Here is a 25,027-nt window from a genome sequence, read left to right on the forward strand (position 1 = left end):
CGCCTCAACCCTGGTCGAACCGGTAGCGCACCAACGCCCAGGCCCCGATACCGGATTCATAGACCTTGGTGCCGGTCGCGGTGTACGTGCGGCTGTCGAACAGGTTGTCCACCAGCAGTTCCAGGTCCAGCCACTGCGACGATCCGACCCGGAGGCGATAGGCGACCTTGGCGTCGAACAGCAGCGTGGCGCGTCGCGAAACCCAGTCGTATACCGGCAATTCCTGCTCGGTGGGTTCGCATCCCGGACATTCCTGTACCAGCCGGCTGGCGCGCCGGCCGGTATCCTGCAGATTCTCGTAGGTATCGCGATAACGGCCCGTTAGCGAGACATCGAGATTGGGGCCGAAGCCGGTGGACAGGGTGACGTTGGCCACCAACGGCCGGGCGAAGTTGTCGCCCAGGATGTCCAGCTCGCCCAAACGCACGACTTCGTCGTCGTAAAGCACGCGTTGGTCGCTGAGCGCGGTCGCGGAGCGGCTGTCGTAGCCGGCGTTGCTGCGCTCGGTCTCGCTCCAGGTGACATTGAGCCCCAGGTCGAAGCGCCCTATCTCGCGCGACCAGGCGGCAACCGCGCTCCGGTATTCGCCTTCGCCTTCGTTCGCCGGTGTCAGGGTCACGAAACCGGTGTCCGGATCGGGGGCGGAACGGTTCTGGGAGAATTCGTCGTGATAATCGCGCGTCAACCCCCGCAGGCCCAGCGTGCCGCCGAACAGCGGCACGGTCAGCCCGGCCGCGATCTCGTCCGAGTACGGCGTGTCCAGCTCCTCCACCGAGCCGCGGTAGATGACCGTGCCCGCGGCCGCGGTGGTCTGCCAGTCGTCGGTGACCAGCAAGACCGGCGATCCGCCTATGGTGCCGCCCGTGGCCTCGCGGTACTCGCTGTAGAACGGCTGCCGTGCCTCGCGCAATTTGTAGGCGAGCAGCGACCGGCTGTAATAGCGGTTGGCGCCCAGGCTCAGCGAGAGCCAGTCGGTGGGCCGCAGATGGAACAGGCTTCGCGGCGAGATGTTGAGATTGCGTTGGAAATCGTCGGCATCCAGACGCAGGCCCAGCCGCACCCCCCAGAGCGGGGAATCCCAGGACCACTGTCCGAAAAGCGCGCCCTCGTAAAGCTCGGCGCCGGCGTCGTCCGCCGGATAGACACTGCGTGAGAACAGGGCCTGATTGCCGTCGATGCAAGCGGGGACGTCGTTGCCCACGCAGCGGATACGATCGTCGAGCTTGCCGCTGGCGTAGACGTAGGTATCGCTGTCGCGTTCGAAATCCGCGGAAAGCGCACTGATCTCGCTCCCCAGAACCAGTTCGCCGCCCCACTGCCGGCGGGTCAATTCCGCCGCCAGGCCGACGTCGCGCTGGCGTTTCTCGATGTCGCCATAGCCGCCCTCGCGGCTGTTGAGGCTGTAGATGCGCTCGCCCCAGTCGGGTCCCTGGCTGGAGGTGAGCCAGTTGAAGAAGTCCTTGCGGGCCTCGCGGCTGTTTTCCGTCTGCGAGACATGCAGCCTGGCCTCCAGGGCGCCGAACGGGGTCTCCCGATAGCCGTTTATCTGGGCGCCGTAGCCACCGCCCTCGATACGGAAATCACTGTCGAAAACATCCTGGATGAGGTTCTCGGACTCGTAGGGCGTGTAGTTGGCGGAGACCTCGATGTCTGTGCCCCACAACCGCGTGCGTCCCTTGACCAGGGCGTTGAGGTTGTCGCGCGATTCGGTGCGGGCCTCGGCCAGCGACACCACCGGCAGGGTCGACTCCACCCGCGTCAGCGAAACCAGGCCGGCACTGCCCTCGCCCAACGGCTGGTCATAGGTGAACCCGTAACGGCGTTTTTCGTATTCCGGCTTGCCACGCACCTCGATACCCACGGGATTGTCGGGATCCGGGGGCGGGGGCGGTACGAAGATGAAATGCTTCATGCTGTCGCTGGTGCCGCTGAAGAATCCCGAGAAGCGGCGCCGCGACGAAGGCGAGCGGGTCCGGGCCAGCACCGCACCGCCGGTGAAGCCTCCGACCGTGGCCGGCACATTGGCGTCGTACACGGTCAGGCTGTCGATCAGGTCGGGATCGATGAACTGGCTCTGGGCGTGCCCCGGCACGTCGTTCACCGAATTGACCGGCGTGTCGCTGCCCGGGTCCAGCAGGCTGTTGGTGGAGACACCGTCGAGCTCGAAACGATTCTGATAGAAACGGCCGCCGGAGATGCTCACGCGCGCGGGCGCGATCTCGCCCAGTTCGTAGGCATCGTTCAGGTCCTCGTCGTACTGCAGGTTGGGCAGATTCCGCAGCAACCGGTTCATGTCGCCGCTGCCGTCATCCAGGCGCTCGATATCCTCCCGCCTCAGACGCGTGCGGCCGAGATCGGCGGCGTCGGCGGTGGCCCGCACCTCGATCGGCAACAATTCCTGCATGGGCGCGACTTGCCGCCCGGCGGAAGCGTCCCCGTCGGCGTCGGCATCCTTGTCGCCAGCCGGCTTGCCACGCCCGGCATCCGTGGTCTTGCCCGTGCCGGGCCGCGTCGCCGAGCCGGCGGGCGCCGGCTCGGACGTGTCCTGTCCCCAGGCGGGCGACGCCGCCAGCAGTAGGATCGCGGCCAGGACGCGGACGGCGCCGCGTACCGGCCGGGCTACCATCGCTGGGCGTCCAGCGGGTAATAATCGGCGCCGGCGTCCACGCCGTCGTCGTCGATATCCGTGTCCAGGGCCAGGCCGAAGGCCGCGGGATCGGCGTCGACCGGATCGTAGAAATCCGGCAGGCCGTCATCGTCGGTGTCCACCGACGCCGGTACCGGCCCTCGCTCCAGCAGACTGCGCGGGGGAAACAGGTTCTGCAATGCGTAGACGGGGAAGTCCGAGCGTTCGCTGTAGGGGCTGACGCCCAGGTCGGCGTGGGCCACCTCGACCTGCAATTCGTTGCGGTCGGGCACCGACGTCACCCGGACCAGCACTTCGCGGATGTCGTCGCGCAAATCGAGATGGGTCATCGCCGCCAGCAGGATCGTCAGATCGGTGACCCGGGCGCTGGCCGTGGGCACCTCGAACACCGCGTCCGTTGCCTCGGCCATGAGGTCGACGGCCTCGGACTCGACCCGGCGCAGCCGCTCGCGGATCGTCGCCACCGGCTGGCCATCGACCTGTGCCCGCCACAATCGCTCGCGAAGACGATACACGGCCTCGACATAGTCGCCGGCGATATCGACCAGCCAGTCCGCGCGGTCCTCGCGGGCCTCGGCCAGGTCGCCGCTGCCGACGCCCTCGCAGCACAGCGCCGCGGCGGCCGCGCGCGCGTCCGCGACGGTCTCCAGGAACCCGTCCTGATAGTCGCCACCGAGTTCGAGATAAGCGTCGACCAAGTGCCACAGGGCATCCACCCGTGCTTCCTCGCCAAGCGGCAGAGTCAAGGCTTGCGAGCGGGCTTCGGCCAGCGTGCTACGTGCCTGGTCACCGCGACCGGTGTACATATACGTCAGCCCCATATAGCGGCGCGCATGGCTCCGACGGCTGGCATTCTGGCTCAGTTTGTCGGCGACCACGCTCTCCAGTTCGGCGAGCACCTGATCGGCTTCCGCCTCGTAGCCGGCCTTGGCATAGAGTTCGGCGATACGGCTACCCGAGAAGATCAGCCAGGTATTGATCGCCTGATCCGAGTCCACGCTATCGGCATAGTCGGCGAACTCCGCGCCACGGTAGTAATCGTAGGCCGCGTCCAGCGCGATCTTGGCCTGCGCGTACTCGCCGCGGTCGACCAGGTAACCGGCGATGCCGCGGTTGCCCGCCAGCGAGTTGTAGTACAGCAATTGCGCCATGATCTCGATCGGCCGATCGCTGCCGGTGATCTCCGTCATGACGATATTGACCGCCTCTTCGATCTCGCCGGCATCGCGGGCCACGGTGGCGCTGGCAAGCTCGGCGGCGCTGATGGCATCGTCGCGATAATCGTCGTCGACCATGGAGGCGATGAGCTGATCGGCGGTATCGGTGGCGCCGAGCCGCGTCAGAGAGACGACGAAGTCGTCGAAGTAGGTCTCGAGCCGGCAGGATTCGTAATCGGTGTTGCGCAACTCCGGCAGGCGTTGCGTGACGACGGCGACCGCCTTGTCTTTCAAGTCCAACTGCTCGTAGTAACGGACCGCCGACCGATACTGGATGCCACGGACTAGGTATTGCACCTCGCCGTCGCTGTAGTACTCGCTGCAGGATCGGCTGTTGCCGCTCACATAGAGCTCGACCGAGTCGGTGACTTCGACCAGCCGGTCGACGGCGCTCTCGGCCGCGGCATTCAGGGTCGTATCCTGGAGATTGGCGGCCGCGGCCTGCTCCACCAGGTCGCCCGCCAGGTTCGAGAGGCTCACGAGCGCGCGCGAAACGGCACTGTTGAAGGCGCCCGACCCCTCCTGCTCGATGAAGGTATCGAGCGGCTCGGCCGCGCGTTCGGCACCGGCACTGTCGCCCAGCCGAACGAAACCGCGGCCGGCATCGCCGATGAGGTATTGCAGGAAGATGATGTCGTCCTGGCTTAGGTTGGTGATGCCCTTGGTCGCGATCAATCCCTCGTAGAGTTCGAGTGCCCGATAGAAGAATTCGGACGCATGTGTCTCATCGCCGATCTCCGCGAGCCGGTCGCCGGCGTTACGGAAGGCCGTCGCCTGGGCTGCCGTGCCGAAAATCTGGGTATCGGCAAGAAAGCGCGCCTCGTCGGGACGACCGTGGCGCGCGGCGCTCTCCGCCAACGCCGCCTGGGCCTGGTCGGTGACGTTGGCGTCGGTAACCTCGGCGAACAGTTCCGAGACGAACGCCGACGGGGCAAGCTCGGTCTGCAGGTAGTACTGGCGCCGGCGATCGGAGTCCAGGCCGAGTAGTTCGCCCTCCAGCAACGGCACGCTCACCGGGATCGCGCTGCCGCGCGCCGCCAGTTCGGGGATCACCGAATCGCCCCGTATCGCGACCGGCACATCGGCGCCGGCGTCGGCGAGATCGTCGCCGAGCCGATACTCGTTGATGACATAGCGCAGGATATTGCCCGCGCCCTGTCCGCCGCCGGCGGAGGCACCGCCGAGGGCATCGATCACGGCGTCCGCCAACCGGTCCAGGTAGCCGTCGGCATAGGTCGTGCCGGCGCGGTCGAGGATGAGCGCGGCCCGGCGCGCGAACTCGATTTCGTTCACCGCCGCGGTAAACGCCTCGACACTGAGCGTGTTCCCCGCCTCGAACACGGCCAGGGCGACGTCGCGCCGCAGCTCGAATTCACCGCGGAAGCTTTCCGGCACCGATTCGGGATCCAGGGCCTGTAACTCCGACTCGAAACCGCCCACGTTCGCGGCAAGCCGGGAGGGCCAATCGGGGAAATACTCGACCAGGGACAGCGCGGCCAGGATCGGCAACGCGGCGCGGGGATCGTCCGGCGACTCGACGCCGAAGGCGGCCATCACGGTGTCCAGGGCCGTCCGCACGGCACCCGCGTCGGCCGAGCCGGCGCGCAAAAGGGCGAGCGTCGTCAAGGGGTTGACCGTTACGGTCTCTTCGCCATCGACATCGTACAGCGACAGGGGGGCGTAAAACTCCACTGTCGAACCGACCGTGAAACGACCGTCGCGTACCTGCCGCACCAACACAACCAGGCCGTCCACGCCGCCCTCCGGCCAATCGAAGCGGAAGGCGCCATTGCCGAGCCCTCGACCGACCTGGAGTATCTCTACGTCACCGAACAGGTCCGAGGCGGGCGTCTCGCCGTCCCCGAGCGCGAACGCATTGGCCTGTCCGCCATTGCCCAGCCGCACCAGCAGTGCCTCGGCCTGCTCGGTATCGCTCTCGCTACCGCCCGGCTGCACCGCGACAGAGAAACTGTCGACGGTATTCCCGCCGCCACCACTGTCACTGCCGCCGCCACCGCCTCCTCCACAGGCGGCCAGCGACAAGAGCACGCAAACGAACAGGAACGACCGTATCGGCTTAGGCATTGCCCCCTCCCCAATTTTCGGCGGAAAAACGAACGACCAATCAATACCGCTCGAAAGTATATATTAATGATAATAATTCGCAACTGCATGCGTATCGGAGAATCGTGCCTGGATCCATGGGGAGAACGAGGACGGGCACGGGCCGCCCTACCGGCGGGGGAATGGCCGGCGACAGCGATGCGGGCCATCAGGCGGGGCGTCGGCCTTGGGTACGGTCAAAGGGGACGGGCACGAGGGGACACGCCGGACGCCCGGTGGGGCGCCGGCGAAGTCGAATGGTCGGTGGCGCCCCGCTCAGGCGAACGGGTGCCGCAGCACGATGGTGTGCTCGCGGTCGGGGCCCGTGGAGATGATGTCGATCGGGGTCTCGGTGATCTCTTCCAGGCGGCGCAGATAGGCGCGGGCCGCATCCGGCAACTCGCCGAGCTCGCGCAAGCCGGAGGTGCTGTCCTGCCAGCCGGGCATCTCTTCGTAGACCGGCTCGCAATCCTCGAGGGCTTCGGCGCCGGACGGGGGCATGTCGACCACGCCGCCGTTGCAGCGGTAGCCCACGCACAGGCGCACCGAATCCAGGCCGTCGAGTACGTCCAGCTTGGTGATGCACAACCCGGACAGGCTGTTGTTGAACACCGCGCGACGCAGACCCACGGCGTCGAACCAGCCGCAGCGTCGGGCGCGGCCCGTGGTGGCGCCGAACTCGGCGCCGCGGTCGGCGAGGTGACGGCCGTAGTCGTCGTCCAGTTCGGTGGGGAACGGTCCCGATCCGACCCGGGTGGTGTAGGCCTTGACCACGCCCAGCACGTAATCGATGTAGGCCGGACCCATGCCGGTGCCGGTGGCGGCGCCGCCGGCGGTGGTGTTGGACGAGGTCACGTAGGGATAGGTGCCCTGGTCGATGTCCAGCAGCGCGCCTTGGGCGCCCTCGAACAGGATCGACTCGTCGGCCTGGTAGGCCCGGTACAGCAGGTCCGTGACATCGGCGACCATGGGTGCCAACTGCTCGGCCTGGGCCAGGCACTCGTCGAGCAGGGCCTGGAAGTCGAGCGTGGGTGCGCGGAAATAGTGCTTGAGCACGAAGTTGTGGAAGTCCAGAACCTCGCCCAGCTTGGCGGCGAAGCGCTCGCGATGGAACAGGTCCCCCACCCGCACGGCGCGGCGCGCCACCTTGTCCTCGTAGGCGGGCCCGATACCGCGGCCGGTGGTGCCGATGCGGGCGTCGCCGCGCGCGGCCTCGCGCGCCTTGTCCAGGGCCACGTGGCTGGGCAGGATCAGGGGACACGCCGGACTGATACGCAGCCGGTCCCGCACCGGCACGCCCTTGGTCTCGAGGGCGTCCATCTCCTCGATCAGGGCGGACGGCGACAGGACCACGCCGTTACCGATCAGGCAGGTGACGTCCGGATGCAGGATGCCGGACGGAATCAGGTGCAGCACCGTCTTCTTGTCGCCGATGACCAGGGTGTGGCCGGCGTTGTGTCCGCCCTGGAATCGCACCACCGTCCCGCAACGGTCGGTGAGCAGATCCACGATCTTGCCCTTGCCCTCGTCGCCCCACTGGCTCCCGATGACGACAACCCGCTTGCCCATCGCTATTCGCTGTCCTTCCGATCCGCGACCGGCCGGCAACGCCATTCGCCGGTCTCGTGAACCAATTCCTCGTCGCAGCCGGCCCCGGCCGCGTCCAGTCCGTCGCCCGGCAGGCCGGTGACCACCCGCCGGCCCTCGGCCCGCAGGCGGCGGATCGCCGCGAGCAGGTCCGGATCGTCCTCGGCGGGCGCGAACACCGCCCGGAACGGCGGCCGCGCCGGCGGCTCGCCGATCGTGGCGAGCAGATTGAGATCGGCCGAAAAGCCGGTCGCCGCCCGGGCCCGGCCGAAGGCCGCGCCGACGTTGTCGTAGCGGCCGCCGCGCGCCAGCTCGCGGCCGTGCCCCGGCGCGAAGGCCGCGAATACCATGCCGGTCTTGTATCGGTAGCCGCGCAGTTCGGCGAGATCGATATACAACGGCACGTCCGGATAGTGCCGCGCCAGGCGCCGGCTCATGTCGCGCAACTCGGCCAGTGCCCGCTCGATCCCGGGATCGACGCCGGCCAGCGCCGCGGCGTCGTCCAGAACGGCGGCGTCGCCGTTGAGGTCGATCAGGGTCTCGAACCAACCCCCGGCGCCGGCCGGCAAACGGCCCTGGTCGATCATGGCACGCAGGTCCGGGCGGGACTTGCGCTGCATCACGTCGAACAGCTCGGCCTCGGTATCGCCGCCGATATCGGCGCGCGCCACCAGGGCCCGATAGACCGCGACATGGCCGAGGTCGAGATAGGCGTCCTCGATACCCATGGCCTGGAGGCTCTCGAGCATCAGGGAGATCACTTCCAGATCGGCGTCGGGGCCGGTGTGCCCGAACAGTTCCACCCCGATCTGCAGGGGCGAACGCGAGCCTCCCGGCTCCTCGGGGCGCGTGCGCAGCACGCTGCCGATGTAGCAGTAGCGCGCCGGGCCCTCCGCGGGCAGGCGGTGGGCGTCGATACGGGCGGCCTGGGTGGTCATATCCGAACGCACGCCCATCATCCGGCCCGAGAGCTGGTCGGTGAGCTTGAAGGTCTGCAGGTCCAGGTTGTGCCCGGCGCCCGTGAGCAGCGAGTCCAGATACTCGATCAGCGGCGGCCGGATCAGGTCGAACCCCCAGCGCCAGTAGAGCTCCAGCAGCCGGTGCCGGGCCGCCTCGAGCCGCCATGATTCCGGCGGCAGAACTTCCTGGACGCCCTCGGGCAGCAACCAGCGATTGGATGTCATGGCCGTCTGTCGTTCGTGGATGTGTGCGTCAGCCGCGGAACAGTTGCAGCAGGATCACGCCGGTGCCGATCAGCACGGCACCGAACACCCGCAGGCTGCGTCCGTCCACGGTCGAGACCCGCAGCATCATGCGCCGCCAGCGCTCGGGCGCCAGGAACGGCATCAGCCCTTCCACCACCATCACCAGCGCCAGCGCCCGCATCAGATCGTCCCACATGGGCGGCGACGGGGAGTCAGCGCCCGGCCGGCGGGTTGAAGTGCTCGAACAGCTCGCCCTCCGGCTCCAGGATCAGGATGTCGTTGTCGCCGAGAGTATCCCGGTACAGCTCCAGCCCCCGGTAGAACGAGTAGAACGAGGTGTCCTCGCCGTAGGCGTCGGCATAGATCGCGGCCGCCCGGGCATCGCCCTCGCCCCGTATCTGCTGGGCCTCGCGGTAGGCATTGGCGAGAATGATGGTCTGCTCGCGCTCGGCGTCGGCGCGGATCTCGTTGGCCGCGGCGTCGCCCTGGGCGCGCAGGGTCCGGATGACTTCCTGACGCTCGGAACGCATGCGCTCGTACACGGACTCGGTCACCGGGTCCGGCAAGTCCAGGCGCATGATGCGCACGTCCACGATCTCGATGCCCAGTTCCTTCGCATCCTGGTTCGCCTGAACCTGGACCGCGGCGACGATCTCGTTGCGGTCATCGTCGATGGCGCGCCGGATGGTGCGCTTGGAGAACTCGGCCAGCAGATCGTTCTCCACGATCTCCGTCAGCAGGCTGCGGGCGCGGGCCTCGCTCCCCTGGTTCGAGAGATAGAAGTCCACGGTATCCATCACCCGCCACTTGACGAAGAAATCGACGGTGAGGTTCTTGTTCTCCGAGGTCAGGACACGCTCGATGTCCTCGGTCAAGGTGAGGATGCGGCGATCGAAGCGGCGCACTTCCTGGATGATCGGCACCTTGAAGTGCAGGCCGGGCTCATAGTTCTGACCGACGATCTCGCCCAGCTCGACCACCACCACGCGCTCGCGCACATCCACGGTGAACACGCTGTCGAGCGCCAGGTAGATGGCGATCACGGCGACGACGATTGCGGTTATCTGTTTGCCAGTCATGATCAACGATCCCGGCTACGGAGACGCTCGGCCGCGGAGGACCCGGAGCCCGATCCCGAGGACGGCATGTTCTCGGGTCGCATGATGCGCGGCGAGTTGTCGCCGCTACCGCTCTTGCCCGACGAGGCGGACGTTTTGCCGCCGGTCAGCTCCTGCAGGGGCAGATAGAACAGCGGCGACCCTTTGTCCTGGTCGAACAGCACGACGCCGGTGCGGCGCAGGACCTCGTTCATGGTCTCCAGATACAGCCGCTTGCGCGTGACCTCGGGCGCCCGGCTGTATTCGGAAAGGAGCTGGGTGAAACGCTCGGTCTCACCGCTGGCGCGCGCGATCTTGCGTTCCCGGTAGCCGCGGGCCTCCAGAACGAGGGCCTTGGCCTCGCCCTGCGCCTGCTCGACGATCTCGCGGGCATAGGCACGAGCGATGTTCTTCTTGCGCTCCTCCTCCTCGCGCGCCTTGATGGCTTCCTCGAAGGCGCCCTGGACCGGCTCCGGCGGCTGTGAGTACTGCACGTTGACCGCGGTGATGCGCATGCCGGATTCGTACTCGTCGAGGGTGAACTGGAGAATCTTGCGGATATTCTCCGGCAGCAGCGCCCGCGAACGGTCATCAATGCGCGGATACGATTCCTGCTGCGCCTCGATCTCCTTGACCAGTTCCTCGCGAACCGAGCCCAACGGATCCTCGCTCTCCTCGGTCTCTTTCGATTCCTTGAGATCCAGCTTCTCGATCGCCTCGTCCTCGAGCTCGTCGACGCGGACGCCCTCCTGTATCACCTGGTTCATGCCGCTGGTGCCCACGATCTCGCGCACCGCGCTCTTGAGCACCTGGGCCACGGTCTCGTCGGGATTGCGCAGGTTGAACAGGTAATTGTGGGCGTCGTCCACGCGGTACTGCACGGCCACGCGCACATCCACCAGGTTTTCGTCCCGGGTCAGCATCACCTCGCTGTTGGAGGCCGAGCGAACCTGCTGGATATCGACCTTGATGACCTTGTCGACCGGGTACGGCATGTGCCAGTGCCAGCCCGGCCCGAATGTGTCGTGATAGGCGCCGAAACGCAGGACCACGCCCTGCTCGCCCGGCTGCACCACGTAAAAGCCGGTGAGTAGCCAGATCACGGCGATGATCGGGATCGCGAACAGGAACAGCTTGGGATCGGGACCGCCGGGACCGCCGGCGCCGGGACCGCCGCCGCCGCGCCGGCCGCCGAAGCGGTCGCGAAGACGACGCCAGACCTCGTCCAGGTCGGGCGGACCGTCGCCCTTGTTGTTGTTCCCGCCCCAGGGATCCTTGCCCTTGCCGGGCTCGTTCCAGGCCATAAGGTGTCGCACGAATAGTGGAGAAGCCGCGATTCTAGCTGGCGCCCCGTCCCCTGTCGAACTCGTCAACGCCGGTACGGGCGGGGGCCGGAAACCCGGAAGGAAACCGGCCGATGCCTCACGTCAGGCAGACTTGTTCCGGCTCGCGGTTCAGGAGCCGCTCCGGGGCGATGCCCTCCTGGCGGCACACCCGATCCAGGTCGCCGCGCGGCAGGGCGACCGAGAGCAGGCACTCGCCCTTGTCGGTATAGCGTTCGTCGCGCACGGCGCCCAGCTCGAACAGCCGCGCCCGCAGCCGGCCGGCGCCTATCGGCAGCACCAACTCGCCCTGAACCGTGTCCGGATAGCAGACCTCGGCCAGGGCCGCCTGCAGCTCGTCCAGGCCGGCGCCGGTGGCGGCCGACACCCAGGCACGCACCACGCGGCCGTCGTCGTCGCGCTCGATACCGGGCGCCCCGCCCTCCAGGGCGTCGATCTTGTTGAACACCTCGATCTGGGGCACGTCCTCCGCGCCGATCTGCGCCAGCACCGAGTTGACCTCTTCGGCGTGCTCGCGCCGCTCCGGGTCGGCGGCGTCGATCACGTGCAGCAGCACGTGCGCGCTCCGGGTCTCCTCCAGGGTGGCGTTGAAAGCCGCCACGAGGTCCGGCGGCAGGTCGCGGATGAAACCGACGGTATCGGCCAGGATCACCGGCTCGCCCACGTCCAGCGACAGGCGGCGCAAGGTCGGGTCCAGGGTCGCGAAGAGCTGGTCGGCGGCATAGATGCCGGCGCCGGTCAGACGATTGAACAGGGTGGACTTGCCGGCGTTGGTATAGCCGACCAGCGAGATCGTCGGCACTTCGGCCTTGCGTCGTGCCGAACGACCCTGCTCGCGCCGCGCCCGTACCTTCTCCAGGCGCTGCTTGAGGTTCTTGATGCGTTCGCCCAGCAGCCGGCGGTCGGTCTCGAGCTGCGTCTCGCCGGGACCGCGCAGGCCGATGCCACCCTTCTGCCGCTCGAGGTGGGACCAGCCGCGGACCAGTCGCGTGGACAGGTGGCGGAGCTGCGCCAGCTCGACCTGGAGCTTACCCTCGTGGGAACGCGCGCGGCGGGCGAAGATATCCAGGATCAGGCCGGCGCGGTCCAGCACCCGGCACTTGAGCAGACGCTCCAGGTTGCGCTCCTGGCTGGGGCTCAGGCCGTGATTGAAAACCACCAGTTCGGCGCCGAGTTCGGCCACCGTCTCGGCGATCTCGGCGGCCTTGCCGGCACCGGCGAAATAGCGCGGATCGGGCGTGTCGCGGCGTCCGTGCACGGTGGCGAGCACGTCGGCGCCGGCCGACGCGACCAACTCGCGAAACTCGATATCGGCCTGCTCGAACTCCTCGATGCCGAACTGGAGATGGACCAGGACGGCCCGCTGGCCGGTGGCCGGGCGTTCAAACAAGGGGCGTTCCCCTGTCAGGCATTGCCGACGTTGTCGTCTCCGTCCCCATTCATCTCCGAGGTGACTGCGGACTTGACGTTGCGCGCGGGCACGATCGTGGAAATCGCGTGCTTGTACACCATCTGGCTCACGGCATTGCGCAACAGGACCACGAATTGGTCAAAGGATTCGATCTGGCCCTGCAGCTTGATGCCGTTGACCAAATAGATCGAGACCGGTACGCGTTCCTTGCGTAAGGCATTGAGGAAAGGTTCTTGTAATGTCTGGCCCTTTGCCATCGGGATCGTCTCCGTTGGGTTGCTCTGGCGAACGCCGTTGTAATCTGAATCTCTGCCGGATTATGGTAGCACGCCATGCTGCGGTGCCACCTGGATCGCCACCTCGCGCAGGACGCGCTCGCGGCATCCGGGATCGTCGCTGTCGAACCAGCGGACACCGCGTTCGCGCCGCAGCCAGGTCAGTTGCCGTTTGGCGAGCTGGCGGCTGGCGTAAACGCCCCGATCGCGCGCCTCGGCCCACGACAGCGTCCCGTCGAGATGCTGCCAGAGCTGGCGGTAGCCCACGGCGCGCAGCGCGGGCGTGTCCAGCGTGAGATCGGGGCGGGCGTGCAGCTTTTCAACCTCCCCCAGGAAACCCGCCGCCAGCATGGCGTCGAAGCGGGTTTCGATACGCTCGTGCAGCCGTGACCGGGCCGACGGTGCCACCGCCAGCTCGACCAGCGGCCATTCGGGTCCGCTCTCCGTGCGCCGTGCGTACCAGTGGCTGGGCGGCTGCCCGGTCAATTCCAGGATCTCCAGGGCCCGCTGGATGCGCTGGGCGTCGTTGGGGTGGATGCGTGCCGCCGTATCGGGATCCCGGCTCGCCAGACGCGCGTGCAGCGCCTGCCAGCCGTGCCTGTCGGCCTCCGCCGTCAACGCCTCGCGCACTCCGGCGTCGGCGGGGGGCAACGGACTCAAACCGCGCGTCAAGGCCCGGAAGTAGAGCATGGTGCCGCCCACCAGCAGCGGCATACGCCCGGCCGCCCGGATCGCCCGGATCTCGCGTGCCGCGTCCGCGGCGAACTCGGCCGCCGAATAGGCATCGGCGGGGTCGCGGATATCGATCAAGCGGTGCGGCGCCCGCGCCAGCGTCGCCGCGTCGGGCTTGGCGGTGCCGATGTCCATGCCCCGGTACACCATCGCCGAGTCCACCGAGACGATGTCGCAGGGCAGCCGCTCGACCAGGTGCACCGCCAGATCGGTCTTGCCGGAGGCGGTGGGGCCCATGAGGTGGACAACCGGGCCCACATGCTCCTGGTTCGTTGCGGAGACCATGGCCTACACCGCAGCCGGAGAAATGGGAAAACGGAAAACGGGAAACGGAAAACGCGGGAAGAAGGCAGACGACCTCCCCTCTTTCGTTTCCCGTTTCCCGTTTTCCGTTTCCCGTCTCATTGTCCCCGCATGAACATCCGGTCCAGCGCCGCCAGGTCGACCTGGACCCAGCTCGGGCGGCCGTGGTTGCAATGGCCGGCGCGTTCGGTGCCCTCCATGTCCCGCAGCAGCGCGTTCATCTCGGCGTGGCTCAGGCGTCGGCCAGCCTTGATGGCGGCACGGCAGCCCATGTCGCCCAGAATCTCGTCCAGGGCCCGCCGCACGCGGTCGGCGCCGCTCTCGGCGGCCAGGTCCGACAGCACGTCGCGTACCAGACCCTCGCCATCGGCGTCGCCCAGCAGGGACGGCAACGCGCGCAGGGTGACCTGGGCGGGACCGCTGCGGCTGAGTTCCACCCCCAGACCGGCCAGATCGTCGGCATGGCGCTCGGCCAGCTCCGCCTCGGTCTCGGTCACCCGCAGGGTGGCGGGCACGAGCAACGGCTGCTGGCGCATGCCGCCGGCGGCCAGTTCCCGCTTGAGGCGCTCGTACAGGATGCGCTCGTGGGCGGCGTGCATGTCCACCAGGATCAGTCCGTCGGCGTTCTCGGCCAGGATGTAGATACCATGCAATTGGCCCAGGGCATAACCCATCGCCGGGGTGTCGGCGGATGCCGGCGCCGGGGCCGACGACATCGCCGCGGCGGCCGGCGAGGACGGCGCCGGCGCCTGGAAGGCATAGCTCGCCGCGCTCTCGGCGGCGCCCAGGCCGAGCCCGCCCTGGCGCGGCGGTGCCGGGCCGGGCGCGCCGCGCACCGGCAGCTCGACCCGGTGGCCCTGGCCGTGATCGTGCTCGCCGGCCCCGCCGCCGTGATCATCCAGCGCCGCGTGCAATGTCCGGAACACGAAATCGTGCACCAGTCGCGACTCGCGGAAGCGCACCTCGGCTTTGGCCGGGTGCGCGTTGACGTCGACCTGCGCCGGATCGAGCGCCAGGAACAACACGTAGGCCGGATGGCGCTGGTTGTGCAGCACATCCTCGTAGGCCCGGCGCACGGCGTGGTTGAACAGCCGGTCCCGGACCATGCGGTCGTTGACGAAACTGTACTGCAGGTCGGCCTGCGCCCGCGAGAAGCCGGGGGTCGCGATCCAGCCGGTCAGGCGCATGCCGGCGGCCTCGTGCTCGACGCGCACCGCGTGTTCCAGGAAGTCCTCGCCGCAGACCGCGCCGATGCGCCGCTCGGCCTCGCCGTCCGCCCCCGTCACCGCCGGCAGGTGCAGAAGCTCGCGGCCGTTGTGCCGCAGCCGGAAGGCCACGTCGAACCGCGACAGCGCGATGGTGCGGAACACGCGTTGCGCGTGCCGCAGCTCGGTGGCCTCGGTGCGCAGGAACTTGCGGCGCGCGGGCACCTTCGCGAACAGGTCCCGTACCTCGACCGTGGTGCCGGGCGGATGCGGCGCCGGGCGGGGCACGGGCACGTCGTCGTCGCCGCGGCCGGTGACGGCATGGGCCTGCCCTTCGTCCGCGGCGCGCGAGGTCAGCGTCAGGGTCGAGACCGAGGCGATGCTGGGCAACGCCTCGCCGCGGAAACCCAGGCTGGCCACCCGCTCCAGTGCGTCCAGGCTGTCGATCTTGCTGGTGGCGTGGCGTGCCAGCGCCAGGGGAAGTTCGTCGCGGCCGATCCCGCGGCCGTCGTCGCGCACCCGGATCAAGCGCAGGCCGCCGGCCTCCAGCTCCACCGTCACACTGGCCGCGCCCGCGTCGAGGCTGTTCTCCATCAGTTCCTTGACCACGGACGCGGGGCGTTCGACGACTTCGCCGGCGGCGATCTGGCTGATTAGCTGCGGATCGAGGACACGTATCGGCATGCGATGACGGGCTGAGCGAGGATAAACGCGAATGCTAGCAGGCCATGGGGTTTGTTCGGACCGGGAATATTAACCACAGAGGCGCACAGAGGCGCACTGAGGGCAAGACAGTAAAAGGCGTACCAGTCCCCCTTGGCGCGGTCCGAGTCGACACCATCCACTCTACCCCTTTATGCCTTCCTATCTCTGTGCGCCTCTGTGCGCCTCTGTGGTTCATCAAACAGCCGGGAACCGGCAACACGACCGGAATAGATCGCCCGGTAGCCCGCCATGAACTTGCGATCGATGCGGTCTTTGAGCCGCATCGCCGCGCGCCCGTGCCACCACAGCCGGGACCAGGTGGCGAGACCGGTGCCGTCCCCCAGGTTGAGGATGGCCAGGTGACGTGTCTGCGGCCGGTAGGCCCGCAACGCCCGGCCATCCAGGGACGCCAGCAGGTTCCGGTGCAGGACGGGCGCGGCGCGCACGCCGTACACCCCCAGTTTCGGCAGGGGCCGTGGCAGGAAATGGGCGCAGTCGCCGGCGGCGAACACCCGAGCATCGGCCTCGGAATGCAGGGCGGCCGTCACCCGCAGACCACCGCGTTCGTCCCAGGGCAGGCCCGTCGCGCGCGTCAGGGGCGCGGCGCGCAGCCCCGTGGCGACGGCCAGCAGGTCCGCGCGCAGCCGGCGACCGTCCGCCAATCGCAGCGTCCCGCCATCCTTGGCGGCCACCTCGGCGCCGGTGAGCACCGCCACCCCCAGACGCGCCAGGTGCGAGGCGAGACGGCGCGCGGCCGGCGCCGGCGCGGCCGGCAGCAACCGGTCGCCGCGCGCGCACAGGCTGACCCGCAGGCTCCCGGCGCAGGACCGGCCCAGCGCCGCGAGATTGGCGGCCACCTCGCAGCCGCTGGCGCCGCCGCCCGCGACCACGACCTCCAGCCGGGCCGTGCCGTCGGCCAACCGGTCGCGGACCGCCCGATGCAGCGCGCGCAGATTGGCGACGGGTTTGACCGGCCAGACGTCCGGGTCGCCGGCGGCACCGGCCGGCAGGGCCGCGACCTCGCTGCCGACATTCAGCGACAGCCGGTCGTAGCCCAGCGCCCCGCCGTCGGCGAGATGCGCCACCTGTCGTTCCGCATCGACTCCGACGACCCGTCCCGCCAGGAAGTCGCCCCCGGCGGCGCGGACCAACGCCGCCGGATCGAGACGATCGGCCGACGAGGGATAGCGACCGCCCAGCACGCCCGTGGCCATGCCCGAATACCAGAAATGCCCCGGATCCAGCAGCAGCAGGCGCGCACCTCGGCGGACGAACTCGGCGGCGCGCGCGGCCACGTGCAGGTGGGCGTGGCCGGCGCCGACCAGGAGGATGGTGGGACGACCCGTCATCGGGCCGTCAGGCGACCGGAAACCGGGGCGCCAGCAGCAGGGCCAGGCCCGTGAGCGCCAATGCCGCCCCGAGCACAGCCTGCAGCACCGGGCCGGCCATCAGGGGCGCCAGACGTCGCGCCACGCCCATGCCGGCCACCGCCCCGAACACGAACAGGCCGGTGTCGAACCAGGGGATGTCGGTACCGCCGGCATAGATCGCGGCAAGGCCGGACAGGGCCGTCAGGGCGATCGCCAGCAGGGCCGCGCCCATCGCCCGCGGCCGGCTGTGGCGCGCGACGATCATGCAGACCGGCACCGAGAGAAAGGCGGCGCCGATCCCGAACATCCCCGACAACAGCCCCGCCACGGCGCCCACGGAGATCAGCGCCGCGGCCCCGCCCCGCCGCCATGACCGCGTAACGGCGGCGGGCTCGGGTACCAGACCCGCCCTGACGATGCCCGCCGCCGCCGGCCGCGAGGCGGCAAGCCACAACAGACCGAGTCCCACGACAACCGCGAGGAACGCGAACGCCGACATATGGACGCCCGCCGGCAAGACCGCGCCCAGATACACGCCCGCCGGCGCCGCGACCACGCCGCCGGTCGCGAGCGCAAGTCCGGCACGGGTGTCCAGCAACCGCGCCCGGGCCGCATCGCCGGCCCCGATCGCCGCCATCAGCGCCAGCGCCGCGAGCGCCACGGACAGCGCCACCGGCACCGGAAATCCGAGACCGTGGAGCAGCAGCGGCAGCAGGAACAGGCTGCCGCCGGCGGCGCTCAAGCCCAGCGCCAGCCCGGCCAGGGCACCCAGGAAAATCGCCATATCCAGTCCGAACGGTTCAACGCGGACGGCCGCCGGCGGCGGCCGCGCTCAGGATGGACGGGCCAGGCGCCCGCCCCGCGGCAAGCATAACAAGGGCCTGTTAACAGGCCCTAGCAGACACTAGGGTGAGGAGGCCGCCAGCTGGGCGTTCGCGGCGGGAATTTCCAGCACTTGGCCGACGCGGATGGTATCCCCGGACAGACCGTTAGCGCGGCGCAGGCGCGCGGTATCGACGCCGTAGCGCATGGCGATGCCGGACAGGGTCTCGCCGGACCGTACCTCGTGGCTGCCGGCAGCGGCGAACCGCGAGCCGGGCCGGTAACTGGCGAGGTAGCCGTCGACGCCGCCGAGCACGGCCTCCGCCAACTGCCGCTGGTAACCGGCGTCGCGCAATCGCCGCTCTTCGTGCGGATTGGAGATGAACGCCGTTTCCACCAGGATCGAGGGAATGTCCGGCGACTTGAGCACCAGAAAGCCGGCCTGCTGGACCTGCTCCTTGTGCAGCTTGGCGATACCGTCCAGGCGTTCGAGAATGCGACCGCCGACGTCCAGGCTCGCCTCGATGCTGGCGCCCTGGGACAGGTCGAGCATGAAGGAAGCGAGCTGGTCGTCCTTGTCCTTGAGGCTGACCCCGCCGATCAGATCGGCGGCGTTCTCGCGCTCCGCCAGCCAGCGGGCATGCTCGCTGCTGGCGCCGTTGCGGGACAGGGCGTACACCGACGCGCCGCGCGCGCGGCGGTCGGGGAAGGCGTCGGCGTGCAGCGACACGAACAGGTCGGCCTTGGCCGCCCGCGCCTTCTGGATGCGCTCGCGCAGGCCCACGTAATAATCACCGTCGCGGATCATCACCGCGCGCATGCCGGGACGCTCGTTGATCATCGCTTCGAGGCGGCGCGCGATCTGGAGCACCACGTCCTTCTCGCGGGTGCCGCTGGGGCCGATGGCGCCGGGGTCCTCGCCGCCGTGGCCGGCATCCACCGCCACCACCAGCTCGCGCTCGCGGAACTGGCGCTCGGTGGTCGGCGGCGCGGGTTCGGCGTCGGCATCGCCGGCACCCTCCAGATCCACCACCAGGCGGTGGCCGTATTCGCCGTTGGGCGCGAGCGCGAAGCTCTTGGGCGGCACCGACTCGGCCAGGTCCAGCACCACGCGAAGATCGCCGCCTTCGTGGACGCCCGTGCGGATGCGGCGTACGGCACCCTTGCCGTCGAGATCGCCGACGAGGGCGTCGCGACGGTCGGTGTCGTTGAGATCGATCACAACGCGCGGCGGGCCATCCAGCGTGAACACGCTGTGCTCGGCCGCCTCGCTCAGGTCGAAGACCACGCGCGTACGCTCCGGCGCGGCCCAGACGCGTACGTCCTGCAGCGTGGTTTCCGCGGTGGCCGCGAACGCCGCGACCGCGAGACCGGCCGCCGCCAAAATGCGCGTGAATCCTGCCATTGCCGCCCCCTCCGGACGCGGAAGGCTGTGTCCCAGATTCCGACCGTAGCCGGATTTCAAGCGTATGGCAAGTATTTTTTCATTGTAAACAGTGAGTCGTGAAACAAACCTTCAACCGACTTTAGGAGTTCGCGCTATCTGCGCCGATTCCGTCCAGCAGGCGCACGCCCCTTTCCCCGTGGCCGACCAATGTTGCGCGACGGGCCCGGCCGTCGTAGTCCAGGCGCACCTCCAGGTCCGTCGCCGGCAGGTAACCCGCGCCGCGTTCGGGCCACTCCACCAGCAGCCAATCGCGCCCGGGATCGCAGTCGCGTATGCCCAGGTAATCGAGCTCGCCCGGATCACCGAGACGATAGAGATCCAGGTGGTAGATCGTGCGGCCCGCCACCGTGTAGGGCTCGACCAGGGTGTAGGTGGGACTGACCACGGCGCCTTCGTGACCCAGTTCGCGGATCAGGGCCCGGGCCAGCGTGGTCTTGCCGGCGCCGAGATCACCGGCGAGCGCGATCACCGCTCCGCCCGGCATGGCGCGCAAGGCCGCCGCCAGGGCGCGGCCCAGGGCCTCGGTCGCCCCGGCGTCGGGCAGCCGGCGGGAAACGCTCAAGCGGGATTGGCGGCGCGGCGCAGCGCCGGGAACAGGTCGCAGGGCAACAGACCGCGCTCACCCTCTTCCGCGGCATCGTCGCCGGCCGCGGCATGGAGCTGCACCGCAATGCGGGCGGCGGTATCCGGCGCCAGACCCTGGGCGAGCATCGCGGCCACCACGCCGGTGAGCACATCCCCCATGCCGCCGACGGCCATGCCCGGATTGCCGGCGGTGCAAATCCAGAGTTCGCTCCGGGCGCCGCGGACCAGGCTGCCGGCCCCCTTCAACACCACGGCGGCGTCGTAGCGGTCCGCGAGCGCGGCCACCGCCCCCGGCCGATCCGCCTGGATCGCCCGGGTGTCCGTGTCCAGCAGGCGTGCCGCTTCCCCCGGATGCGGCGTTAGCACCCAGCCGCCGCGCGCCTGCGGCGATCCGGCCAGGAGATTGAGGGCGTCGGCGTCCACCACCAGCGGCAGATCGGTGGCGAGCATGCGCTGCCAGAGGGCACGGGCCCAATCATCCTGACCCAGCCCCGGCCCGACGGCCGCGACGGTGGCGCGCTCCAACAACGGGGCCAGGTCATCGGCGCCGGCCACGGGCCGCGCCATCAGCTCGGGCCGCGCCTGGCTCATGGCGCCCGCATGGTCCGCGTGGGTGGCCACCGAGACCAGCCCGGCGCCGCAACGCAGGGCCGCCTCGCCCGCCATGCGCGCGGCGCCGCCCATGCCGCGGTTGCCGCCCACGCAGAGGACATGGCCGTTGCCGCCCTTGTGGGCGTGCCGTGCGCGGGGCGGCAGGGCCGCGCGCAGATCGGCGTGCCGCAGGCGGCGCGCCGTGTATTCGGCGCCGTCGTAGACATCCGGCGGCGCGCCCAGGTCGTGAAACGATACGGCGCCCGCCCGCCCCGGACCCTCGCCCGTGAGCAGACCGAGCTTGAGCCCGATGAAGGTGGGCGTGGCGTCGGCCGTCACCGCGGTGCCCCAGATGGAGCCGCGGTCGGCATCCAGGCCGGAGGGGATATCCACCGCCAGGACGCCGGCGCCGCGCCCGCGGGCCGTGTCGATCGCCGCCACCGCATCGCGGAAGCGGCCTTCCACCGGGCGGCCGAGCCCGGTACCCAGCAGCGCGTCCACCACCACGTCGGCATCCGGCAGCTCGCCCTCGAAGGGCTCGCACACGCCGCCGGCATCCTCGAACGCAGCCAGGGCCCGCGCGGCGTCGCCGCGCGCCTTGTCGCGATCGCCCAGGAAGAACAACCGCACCTCGCAGCCGGCCGCGCGCGCCAGCCGCGCCACCAGGAACCCGTCGCCGCCGTTGTTGCCGGGCCCGCACACGGCCACCACCCGGCGCGCCGCGGGCCAGTGCAGCCGCAGGGTGGCGAACGCCGCCTGCGCCGCGCGCCGCATCAGGGTGAAGCCGGGCACGCCCTGGCCCTCGATCACGCGCTTGTCCAGCGCCGCCACCTGGGCGGCCCCGTAGACGCGGTCCGGCCAGTTCTCGCGATCCATGGTCATGGCCTCATTGTAATGGCGATGGGCGGTGGCGGGGAGCGAAGCACCGTGCCGACGTCTGAAAAAATCCACCGATTACACGGATTGCACGGATTTCAGAAACCTGCGCTTTTATCTGCGTGCCTCTGCGTCATCCGCGGATAGATTGAAAATCCGACGGTCCGGCTATCGAAAGACCTCCGCCAAGCGCCGGGGCAACGGAACCGTCGCAGCCTAAGCCCATAAAAGATCCGCCGATTAACACCGATGGACGCAGATCGGGGGACTACGGGAGCGACTCTTCGAATCCGTGGAATCCGTGTAATCCGTGGATAGATCAAGTATCGGCTATCGAAAGGACCGCCACGGAGCGCCGTGTCCTCGTCCAAAAACAATCCACCGATTGCACGGATTCAACGGATTCGAAGACCCGCTCTTGTGTCTGCGTGCATCCGCGTCCTCTGCGGATAGCTTCAAAACCCCGACGGCTCGCCTACCCGAAAGACCGCCGCGAAGCGCCAAGGCGACGGAAGCGCCGTGGCTTAACCCTATTAAACGATCCGCCGATTAACGCCGATGGACGCAGATCAAGGGGCACTTCCAAGCGACTCTTTGAATCCGCGAAATCTGCGCAATCCGTGGATAGATGCAAAATCCCGACGGCCCGCTTATCGAAAGAACCTCCGCGCGGCGCCAAGGCCCCCGAGCCGCCGTGCACTCCACCAAAACAATCCACCGATTACACGGATTCAACGGATTCGAAGACCCGCTCTTGTGTCTGCGTGCATCCGCGTCCTCTGCGGATAGCTTCAAAACACCGACGGCTCGCCTACCCGAAAGACCGCCGCGAAGCGCCAAGGCGACGGAAGCGCCGCGGCTTAACCCTATTAAACGATCCGCCGATTAACGCCGATAGACGCAGATCAAGGGGCACTTCCAAGCGACTCTTTGAATCCGCGAAATCTGCGCAATCCGTGGATAGATTCAAAAACCTTAGCCGCTCGGCAGCCGAAATTATCTCCGCGAAGCGCCGGGGCGACGGAACCGCCGCAACCTAGCCTATAAAACGATCCGCCGATTAACGCCGATGGACGCAGATCAGGGGGCTATGGAAGCGACTCTTCGAATCCGTTGAATCCGTGTAATCTGTGGATAGATCAAGACCTCCGCGAAGCGCCAAGGCGCCCGACCCACCTACTCCGCCACCCCAAAAACCATCCGCGGATTACACAGATTTCACGGATGTTTTATAAAGCATCATTCTTCAAATCCGCGCATTCTGCGTAATCTGTGGATCAACCAGAAGTCATGGCCGCCTTCACGCGCGCCAGCAGCGCCGCGGTCGAGGCGTCGTGCTCGGCCGCGGCCGGCTTGCCGGCCAGCTCGGCCTCGATGCGGCCGGCCAGGGTCTTGCCCAGTTCCACGCCCCACTGGTCGAAGCTGTTGATCCCCCAAATCACGCCCTGGACGTAGACCTTGTGCTCGTAGGCCGCCAGCAGCGCGCCCAGCGAGCGGGCGTCCAGGGCCGGTATCAGCAGCGTGCTGCTGGGCCGGTCGCCCGGACAGCGGCGTTGGGCGACGGCGACCTCCAGGGCCTCGCCGTCCAGGCCGTCGGCGGCCAGGGCATGCCGCAGCTCGTCATCGCCGCGCCCGCGCATCAGGGCCTCGGCCTGGGCCAGGCAATTGGCCACCCGCTGACGCTCGCGCTCGTCGCCGCCGGCCACCGGCAGGGGCAGGACGAAATCCACCGGCAGGCCCTCCGGCGCCTGGTGGAGCATCTGGAAGAAGGCGTGCTGGGCGTTGGTGCCGACACCGCCCCAGACCTGCGGCACGGTGGCCACGGACACGACGTGTCCGGCGGGCGTCACGGCCTTGCCGTTGCTCTCCATCTCCAGTTGCTGCTGCCACTCGGGCAGCAGGGCCAGGCGCTGGGCGTAGGGCACGGTTACCTGGCCGCTGTAGCCCAGGAAATTGCGGTTCCAGATGCCCACCAACGCCAGCAGGGCCGGCAGGTTGTCCTCGACCGGCGCCTCGCGGAAATGATCGTCCATGGCGCGGGCGCCGGCCAGGAGTTCGCGGAAGACCGGCATGCCCAGGCCCAGCGCCACCGGCAGCCCCACCGCCGACCACAGCGAGAAACGTCCGCCGACCCAGTCCCAGAAGCCGAAGCAACGGGCGCAGCCGAAGGCCTCGGCCCGCTCGGGATGGGCCGAAACGGCGACGAAGTGACGGGCGAGACCCTCGCAGGCGGCGCCGGCCGCCGCCAGCCAGGCTCGCGCCGCGCGGGCGTTGGCCATGGTCTCGGCGGTGGTGAAGGACTTGGAGGCCACCACGAAGAGCGTGGCCGCCGGGTCCAGGCCGGCGAGCAGGTCGTCCAGCTCGGCGGGATCGACATTCGCCGCGAAATGCACGCGCGGCCGGGCGGCGGGCGGCGCCAGGGCCGCGTGTGCCAGGCGCGGCCCCAGGTCCGAGCCGCCGATGCCGATGTTGACGACGTCGGTGACGGGGTCGCCGTTGAAGCCATGCCACTCGCCGCCGCGCACCGCGTCCACGAAGGCGGTCATCTCCGCCAGCACGTCACGCACCGCCTGCGGCGCCGTTTCGCCGGCACGCAGCGCGACATGCCAGGCCGCCCGGTTCTCGCTACGGTTGACGGGCTCGCCCGCGAACAGGGCCGTGATCGCCGCGGGCAGGCCGCGTGCGCGCGCCAGGGCCGCCAGCGACCCGACGATCTCGGGCGTCAATCGCTGCTTGGAGAAATCGAGGTGGAGGCCGGCCGCCGTCACCGCGAGGCGCTCGGCACGCGCCGTATCCGTGGCGAACAGGTCCGTCAGGCTGTGGCCGGCAAGGGTCTCCCGGTGCGCCTCGAGACGGCGCCACTCCGGGAGAGAAACGGGCGCTGACGCGCCGTTCCCTGTTTCGTGTGTCATGTGTCGTGAACGGTTGGGTCGGTTCGGGACGACTTTACCGAAACACGCTCACTCCCACACGAAACAGGGTATCGGAGACCGCCGTCAGGCCGCTTGCACCGGGATGGTGTTGCGGGTGCCGGTGATGTTGTTGTGCTCGTCCAGATAGACCAGCTTGGGCTTGTGGGCCCGGGCCTCGGCCTCGCTCATGCGGGCATAGGCGCAGATGATCAGCCGGTCGCCCGGGCCCGCCTTGTGGGCGGCGGCGCCGTTGACCGAGATGATCTTGGAGCCGGATTCGGCCCGGATGGCGTACGTCGAGAACCGCTCGCCGTTGGCGAGATTGTAGATCTCGATCTGCTCGTACGGCAGGATGCCGGCGGCATCCAGGAGATCGGCGTCGATCGCACAGGAGCCCTCGTAATCGAGCTCGGCGTGCGTCGTGCAGGCGCGGTGCAGCTTCGCTTTCAGCAGAGTCAGTTGCATAACGTCACCGTGCGGGTTAACCAGAATCGCGGGTTGCGCCCGAGCCGTGAAACGGCGGGCATGTCGTCTTTGGAGTCCAATCCGGGGACCGCGACTTTATCGGAAACGCGCGTGAAATGCCAGTGGCAC

The 25,027-nt window shown here is 68.8% G+C and carries 18 protein-coding genes; all 18 read right to left on the reverse strand.

The window, feature by feature from the left end; genetic code table 11:
* Positions 1-4 precede the first annotated feature (4 nt).
* Positions 5-2,626 carry a TonB-dependent receptor gene (locus tag PC39_RS06430; RefSeq protein ID WP_353252548.1) on the reverse strand — a complete coding sequence of 874 codons (2,622 nt, stop codon included), beginning with the start codon at positions 2,624-2,626 and terminating at the stop codon, positions 5-7.
* Complete coding sequence (locus tag PC39_RS06435) at positions 2,620-5,949, reverse strand: hypothetical protein (RefSeq protein WP_353252549.1); 3,330 nt, start codon at positions 5,947-5,949, stop codon at positions 2,620-2,622. The genes PC39_RS06430 and PC39_RS06435 overlap by 7 nt, the downstream gene beginning before the upstream one ends.
* Before the next feature lie 294 nt (positions 5,950-6,243).
* Positions 6,244-7,536, reverse strand: a complete 1,293-nt coding sequence (locus tag PC39_RS06440) for an adenylosuccinate synthase (RefSeq protein WP_353252550.1) — start codon at positions 7,534-7,536, stop codon at positions 6,244-6,246.
* Positions 7,537-7,538: 2 nt separating this feature from the next.
* The gene (locus PC39_RS06445) at positions 7,539-8,738 is read right to left on the reverse strand and encodes an ATP phosphoribosyltransferase regulatory subunit (protein WP_353252551.1); all 1,200 of its coding nucleotides are present in this window, start codon (positions 8,736-8,738) and stop codon (positions 7,539-7,541) included.
* Between the two features lie 28 nt (positions 8,739-8,766).
* Entirely contained in the window at positions 8,767-8,955 is a 189-nt protein-coding gene (locus PC39_RS06450; protein ID WP_353252552.1) for a DUF2065 domain-containing protein, read from the reverse strand.
* A gap of 16 nt (positions 8,956-8,971) precedes the next feature.
* The gene (gene hflC, locus PC39_RS06455) at positions 8,972-9,838 is read right to left on the reverse strand and encodes a protease modulator HflC (RefSeq protein ID WP_353252553.1); all 867 of its coding nucleotides are present in this window, start codon (positions 9,836-9,838) and stop codon (positions 8,972-8,974) included.
* A gap of 2 nt (positions 9,839-9,840) precedes the next feature.
* The gene (gene hflK, locus PC39_RS06460; protein ID WP_353252554.1) at positions 9,841-11,160 is read right to left on the reverse strand and encodes a protease modulator HflK; all 1,320 of its coding nucleotides are present in this window, start codon (positions 11,158-11,160) and stop codon (positions 9,841-9,843) included.
* Between the two features lie 118 nt (positions 11,161-11,278).
* Positions 11,279-12,589: a ribosome rescue GTPase HflX gene (hflX, locus tag PC39_RS06465; protein WP_353252555.1), complete on the reverse strand. Its 1,311-nt coding sequence runs from the start codon at positions 12,587-12,589 to the stop codon at positions 11,279-11,281.
* 14 nt (positions 12,590-12,603) lie between these two features.
* The gene (gene hfq / locus PC39_RS06470) at positions 12,604-12,867 is read right to left on the reverse strand and encodes an RNA chaperone Hfq (RefSeq protein WP_353252556.1); all 264 of its coding nucleotides are present in this window, start codon (positions 12,865-12,867) and stop codon (positions 12,604-12,606) included.
* Positions 12,868-12,927: 60 nt separating this feature from the next.
* The gene (gene miaA, locus PC39_RS06475; protein ID WP_353252557.1) at positions 12,928-13,902 is read right to left on the reverse strand and encodes a tRNA (adenosine(37)-N6)-dimethylallyltransferase MiaA; all 975 of its coding nucleotides are present in this window, start codon (positions 13,900-13,902) and stop codon (positions 12,928-12,930) included.
* Between the two features lie 116 nt (positions 13,903-14,018).
* Positions 14,019-15,809 carry a DNA mismatch repair endonuclease MutL gene (mutL, locus tag PC39_RS06480; protein WP_353252558.1) on the reverse strand — a complete coding sequence of 597 codons (1,791 nt, stop codon included), beginning with the start codon at positions 15,807-15,809 and terminating at the stop codon, positions 14,019-14,021.
* A 170-nt stretch (positions 15,810-15,979) separates the two neighbouring features.
* Complete coding sequence (locus PC39_RS06485) at positions 15,980-17,179, reverse strand: FAD-dependent oxidoreductase (RefSeq protein ID WP_353252559.1); 1,200 nt, start codon at positions 17,177-17,179, stop codon at positions 15,980-15,982.
* A gap of 7 nt (positions 17,180-17,186) precedes the next feature.
* Complete coding sequence (locus PC39_RS06490; RefSeq protein WP_353252560.1) at positions 17,187-17,984, reverse strand: sulfite exporter TauE/SafE family protein; 798 nt, start codon at positions 17,982-17,984, stop codon at positions 17,187-17,189.
* A 120-nt stretch (positions 17,985-18,104) separates the two neighbouring features.
* Positions 18,105-19,427 (reverse strand): N-acetylmuramoyl-L-alanine amidase, encoded by a 1,323-nt coding sequence (locus tag PC39_RS06495; RefSeq protein WP_353252561.1) that lies wholly within the window; start codon positions 19,425-19,427, stop codon positions 18,105-18,107.
* Between the two features lie 121 nt (positions 19,428-19,548).
* Complete coding sequence (tsaE, locus tag PC39_RS06500) at positions 19,549-20,031, reverse strand: tRNA (adenosine(37)-N6)-threonylcarbamoyltransferase complex ATPase subunit type 1 TsaE (RefSeq protein WP_353252562.1); 483 nt, start codon at positions 20,029-20,031, stop codon at positions 19,549-19,551.
* Complete coding sequence (locus PC39_RS06505) at positions 20,028-21,527, reverse strand: NAD(P)H-hydrate dehydratase (RefSeq protein ID WP_353252563.1); 1,500 nt, start codon at positions 21,525-21,527, stop codon at positions 20,028-20,030. The genes tsaE and PC39_RS06505 overlap by 4 nt, the downstream gene beginning before the upstream one ends.
* A 1,271-nt stretch (positions 21,528-22,798) precedes the next feature.
* Entirely contained in the window at positions 22,799-24,433 is a 1,635-nt protein-coding gene (gene pgi, locus PC39_RS06510; RefSeq protein ID WP_353252564.1) for a glucose-6-phosphate isomerase, read from the reverse strand.
* Between the two features lie 84 nt (positions 24,434-24,517).
* Complete coding sequence (panD, locus tag PC39_RS06515) at positions 24,518-24,898, reverse strand: aspartate 1-decarboxylase (protein WP_353252565.1); 381 nt, start codon at positions 24,896-24,898, stop codon at positions 24,518-24,520.
* Positions 24,899-25,027: the final 129 nt, after the last annotated feature.

The sequence above is a fragment of the Salinisphaera sp. PC39 genome (assembly GCF_040361335.1).
In the GTDB taxonomy this organism is placed as follows: domain Bacteria; phylum Pseudomonadota; class Gammaproteobacteria; order Nevskiales; family Salinisphaeraceae; genus APNM01.

Bases quoted from the DNA above. Each gene is read 5' to 3' on its own strand.
- PC39_RS06435 (WP_353252549.1), bottom strand. From the start codon at position 5,949: ATGCCTAAGCCGATACGGTCGTTCCTGTTCGTTTGCGTGCTCTTGTCG.
- pgi (WP_353252564.1), bottom strand. From the start codon at position 24,433: ATGACACACGAAACAGGGAACGGCGCGTCAGCGCCCGTTTCTCTCCCG.
- hflC (WP_353252553.1), bottom strand. From the start codon at position 9,838: ATGACTGGCAAACAGATAACCGCAATCGTCGTCGCCGTGATCGCCATC.
- PC39_RS06505 (WP_353252563.1), bottom strand. From the start codon at position 21,527: ATGACCATGGATCGCGAGAACTGGCCGGACCGCGTCTACGGGGCCGCC.
- miaA (WP_353252557.1), bottom strand. From the start codon at position 13,902: ATGGTCTCCGCAACGAACCAGGAGCATGTGGGCCCGGTTGTCCACCTC.
- hfq (WP_353252556.1), bottom strand. From the start codon at position 12,867: ATGGCAAAGGGCCAGACATTACAAGAACCTTTCCTCAATGCCTTACGC.
- PC39_RS06450 (WP_353252552.1), bottom strand. From the start codon at position 8,955: ATGTGGGACGATCTGATGCGGGCGCTGGCGCTGGTGATGGTGGTGGAA.
- mutL (WP_353252558.1), bottom strand. From the start codon at position 15,809: ATGCCGATACGTGTCCTCGATCCGCAGCTAATCAGCCAGATCGCCGCC.
- PC39_RS06445 (WP_353252551.1), bottom strand. From the start codon at position 8,738: ATGACATCCAATCGCTGGTTGCTGCCCGAGGGCGTCCAGGAAGTTCTG.
- hflK (WP_353252554.1), bottom strand. From the start codon at position 11,160: ATGGCCTGGAACGAGCCCGGCAAGGGCAAGGATCCCTGGGGCGGGAAC.
- PC39_RS06440 (WP_353252550.1), bottom strand. From the start codon at position 7,536: ATGGGCAAGCGGGTTGTCGTCATCGGGAGCCAGTGGGGCGACGAGGGC.
- PC39_RS06430 (WP_353252548.1), bottom strand. From the start codon at position 2,626: ATGGTAGCCCGGCCGGTACGCGGCGCCGTCCGCGTCCTGGCCGCGATC.
- PC39_RS06490 (WP_353252560.1), bottom strand. From the start codon at position 17,984: ATGGCGATTTTCCTGGGTGCCCTGGCCGGGCTGGCGCTGGGCTTGAGC.
- PC39_RS06495 (WP_353252561.1), bottom strand. From the start codon at position 19,427: ATGGCAGGATTCACGCGCATTTTGGCGGCGGCCGGTCTCGCGGTCGCG.
- panD (WP_353252565.1), bottom strand. From the start codon at position 24,898: ATGCAACTGACTCTGCTGAAAGCGAAGCTGCACCGCGCCTGCACGACG.
- PC39_RS06485 (WP_353252559.1), bottom strand. From the start codon at position 17,179: ATGACGGGTCGTCCCACCATCCTCCTGGTCGGCGCCGGCCACGCCCAC.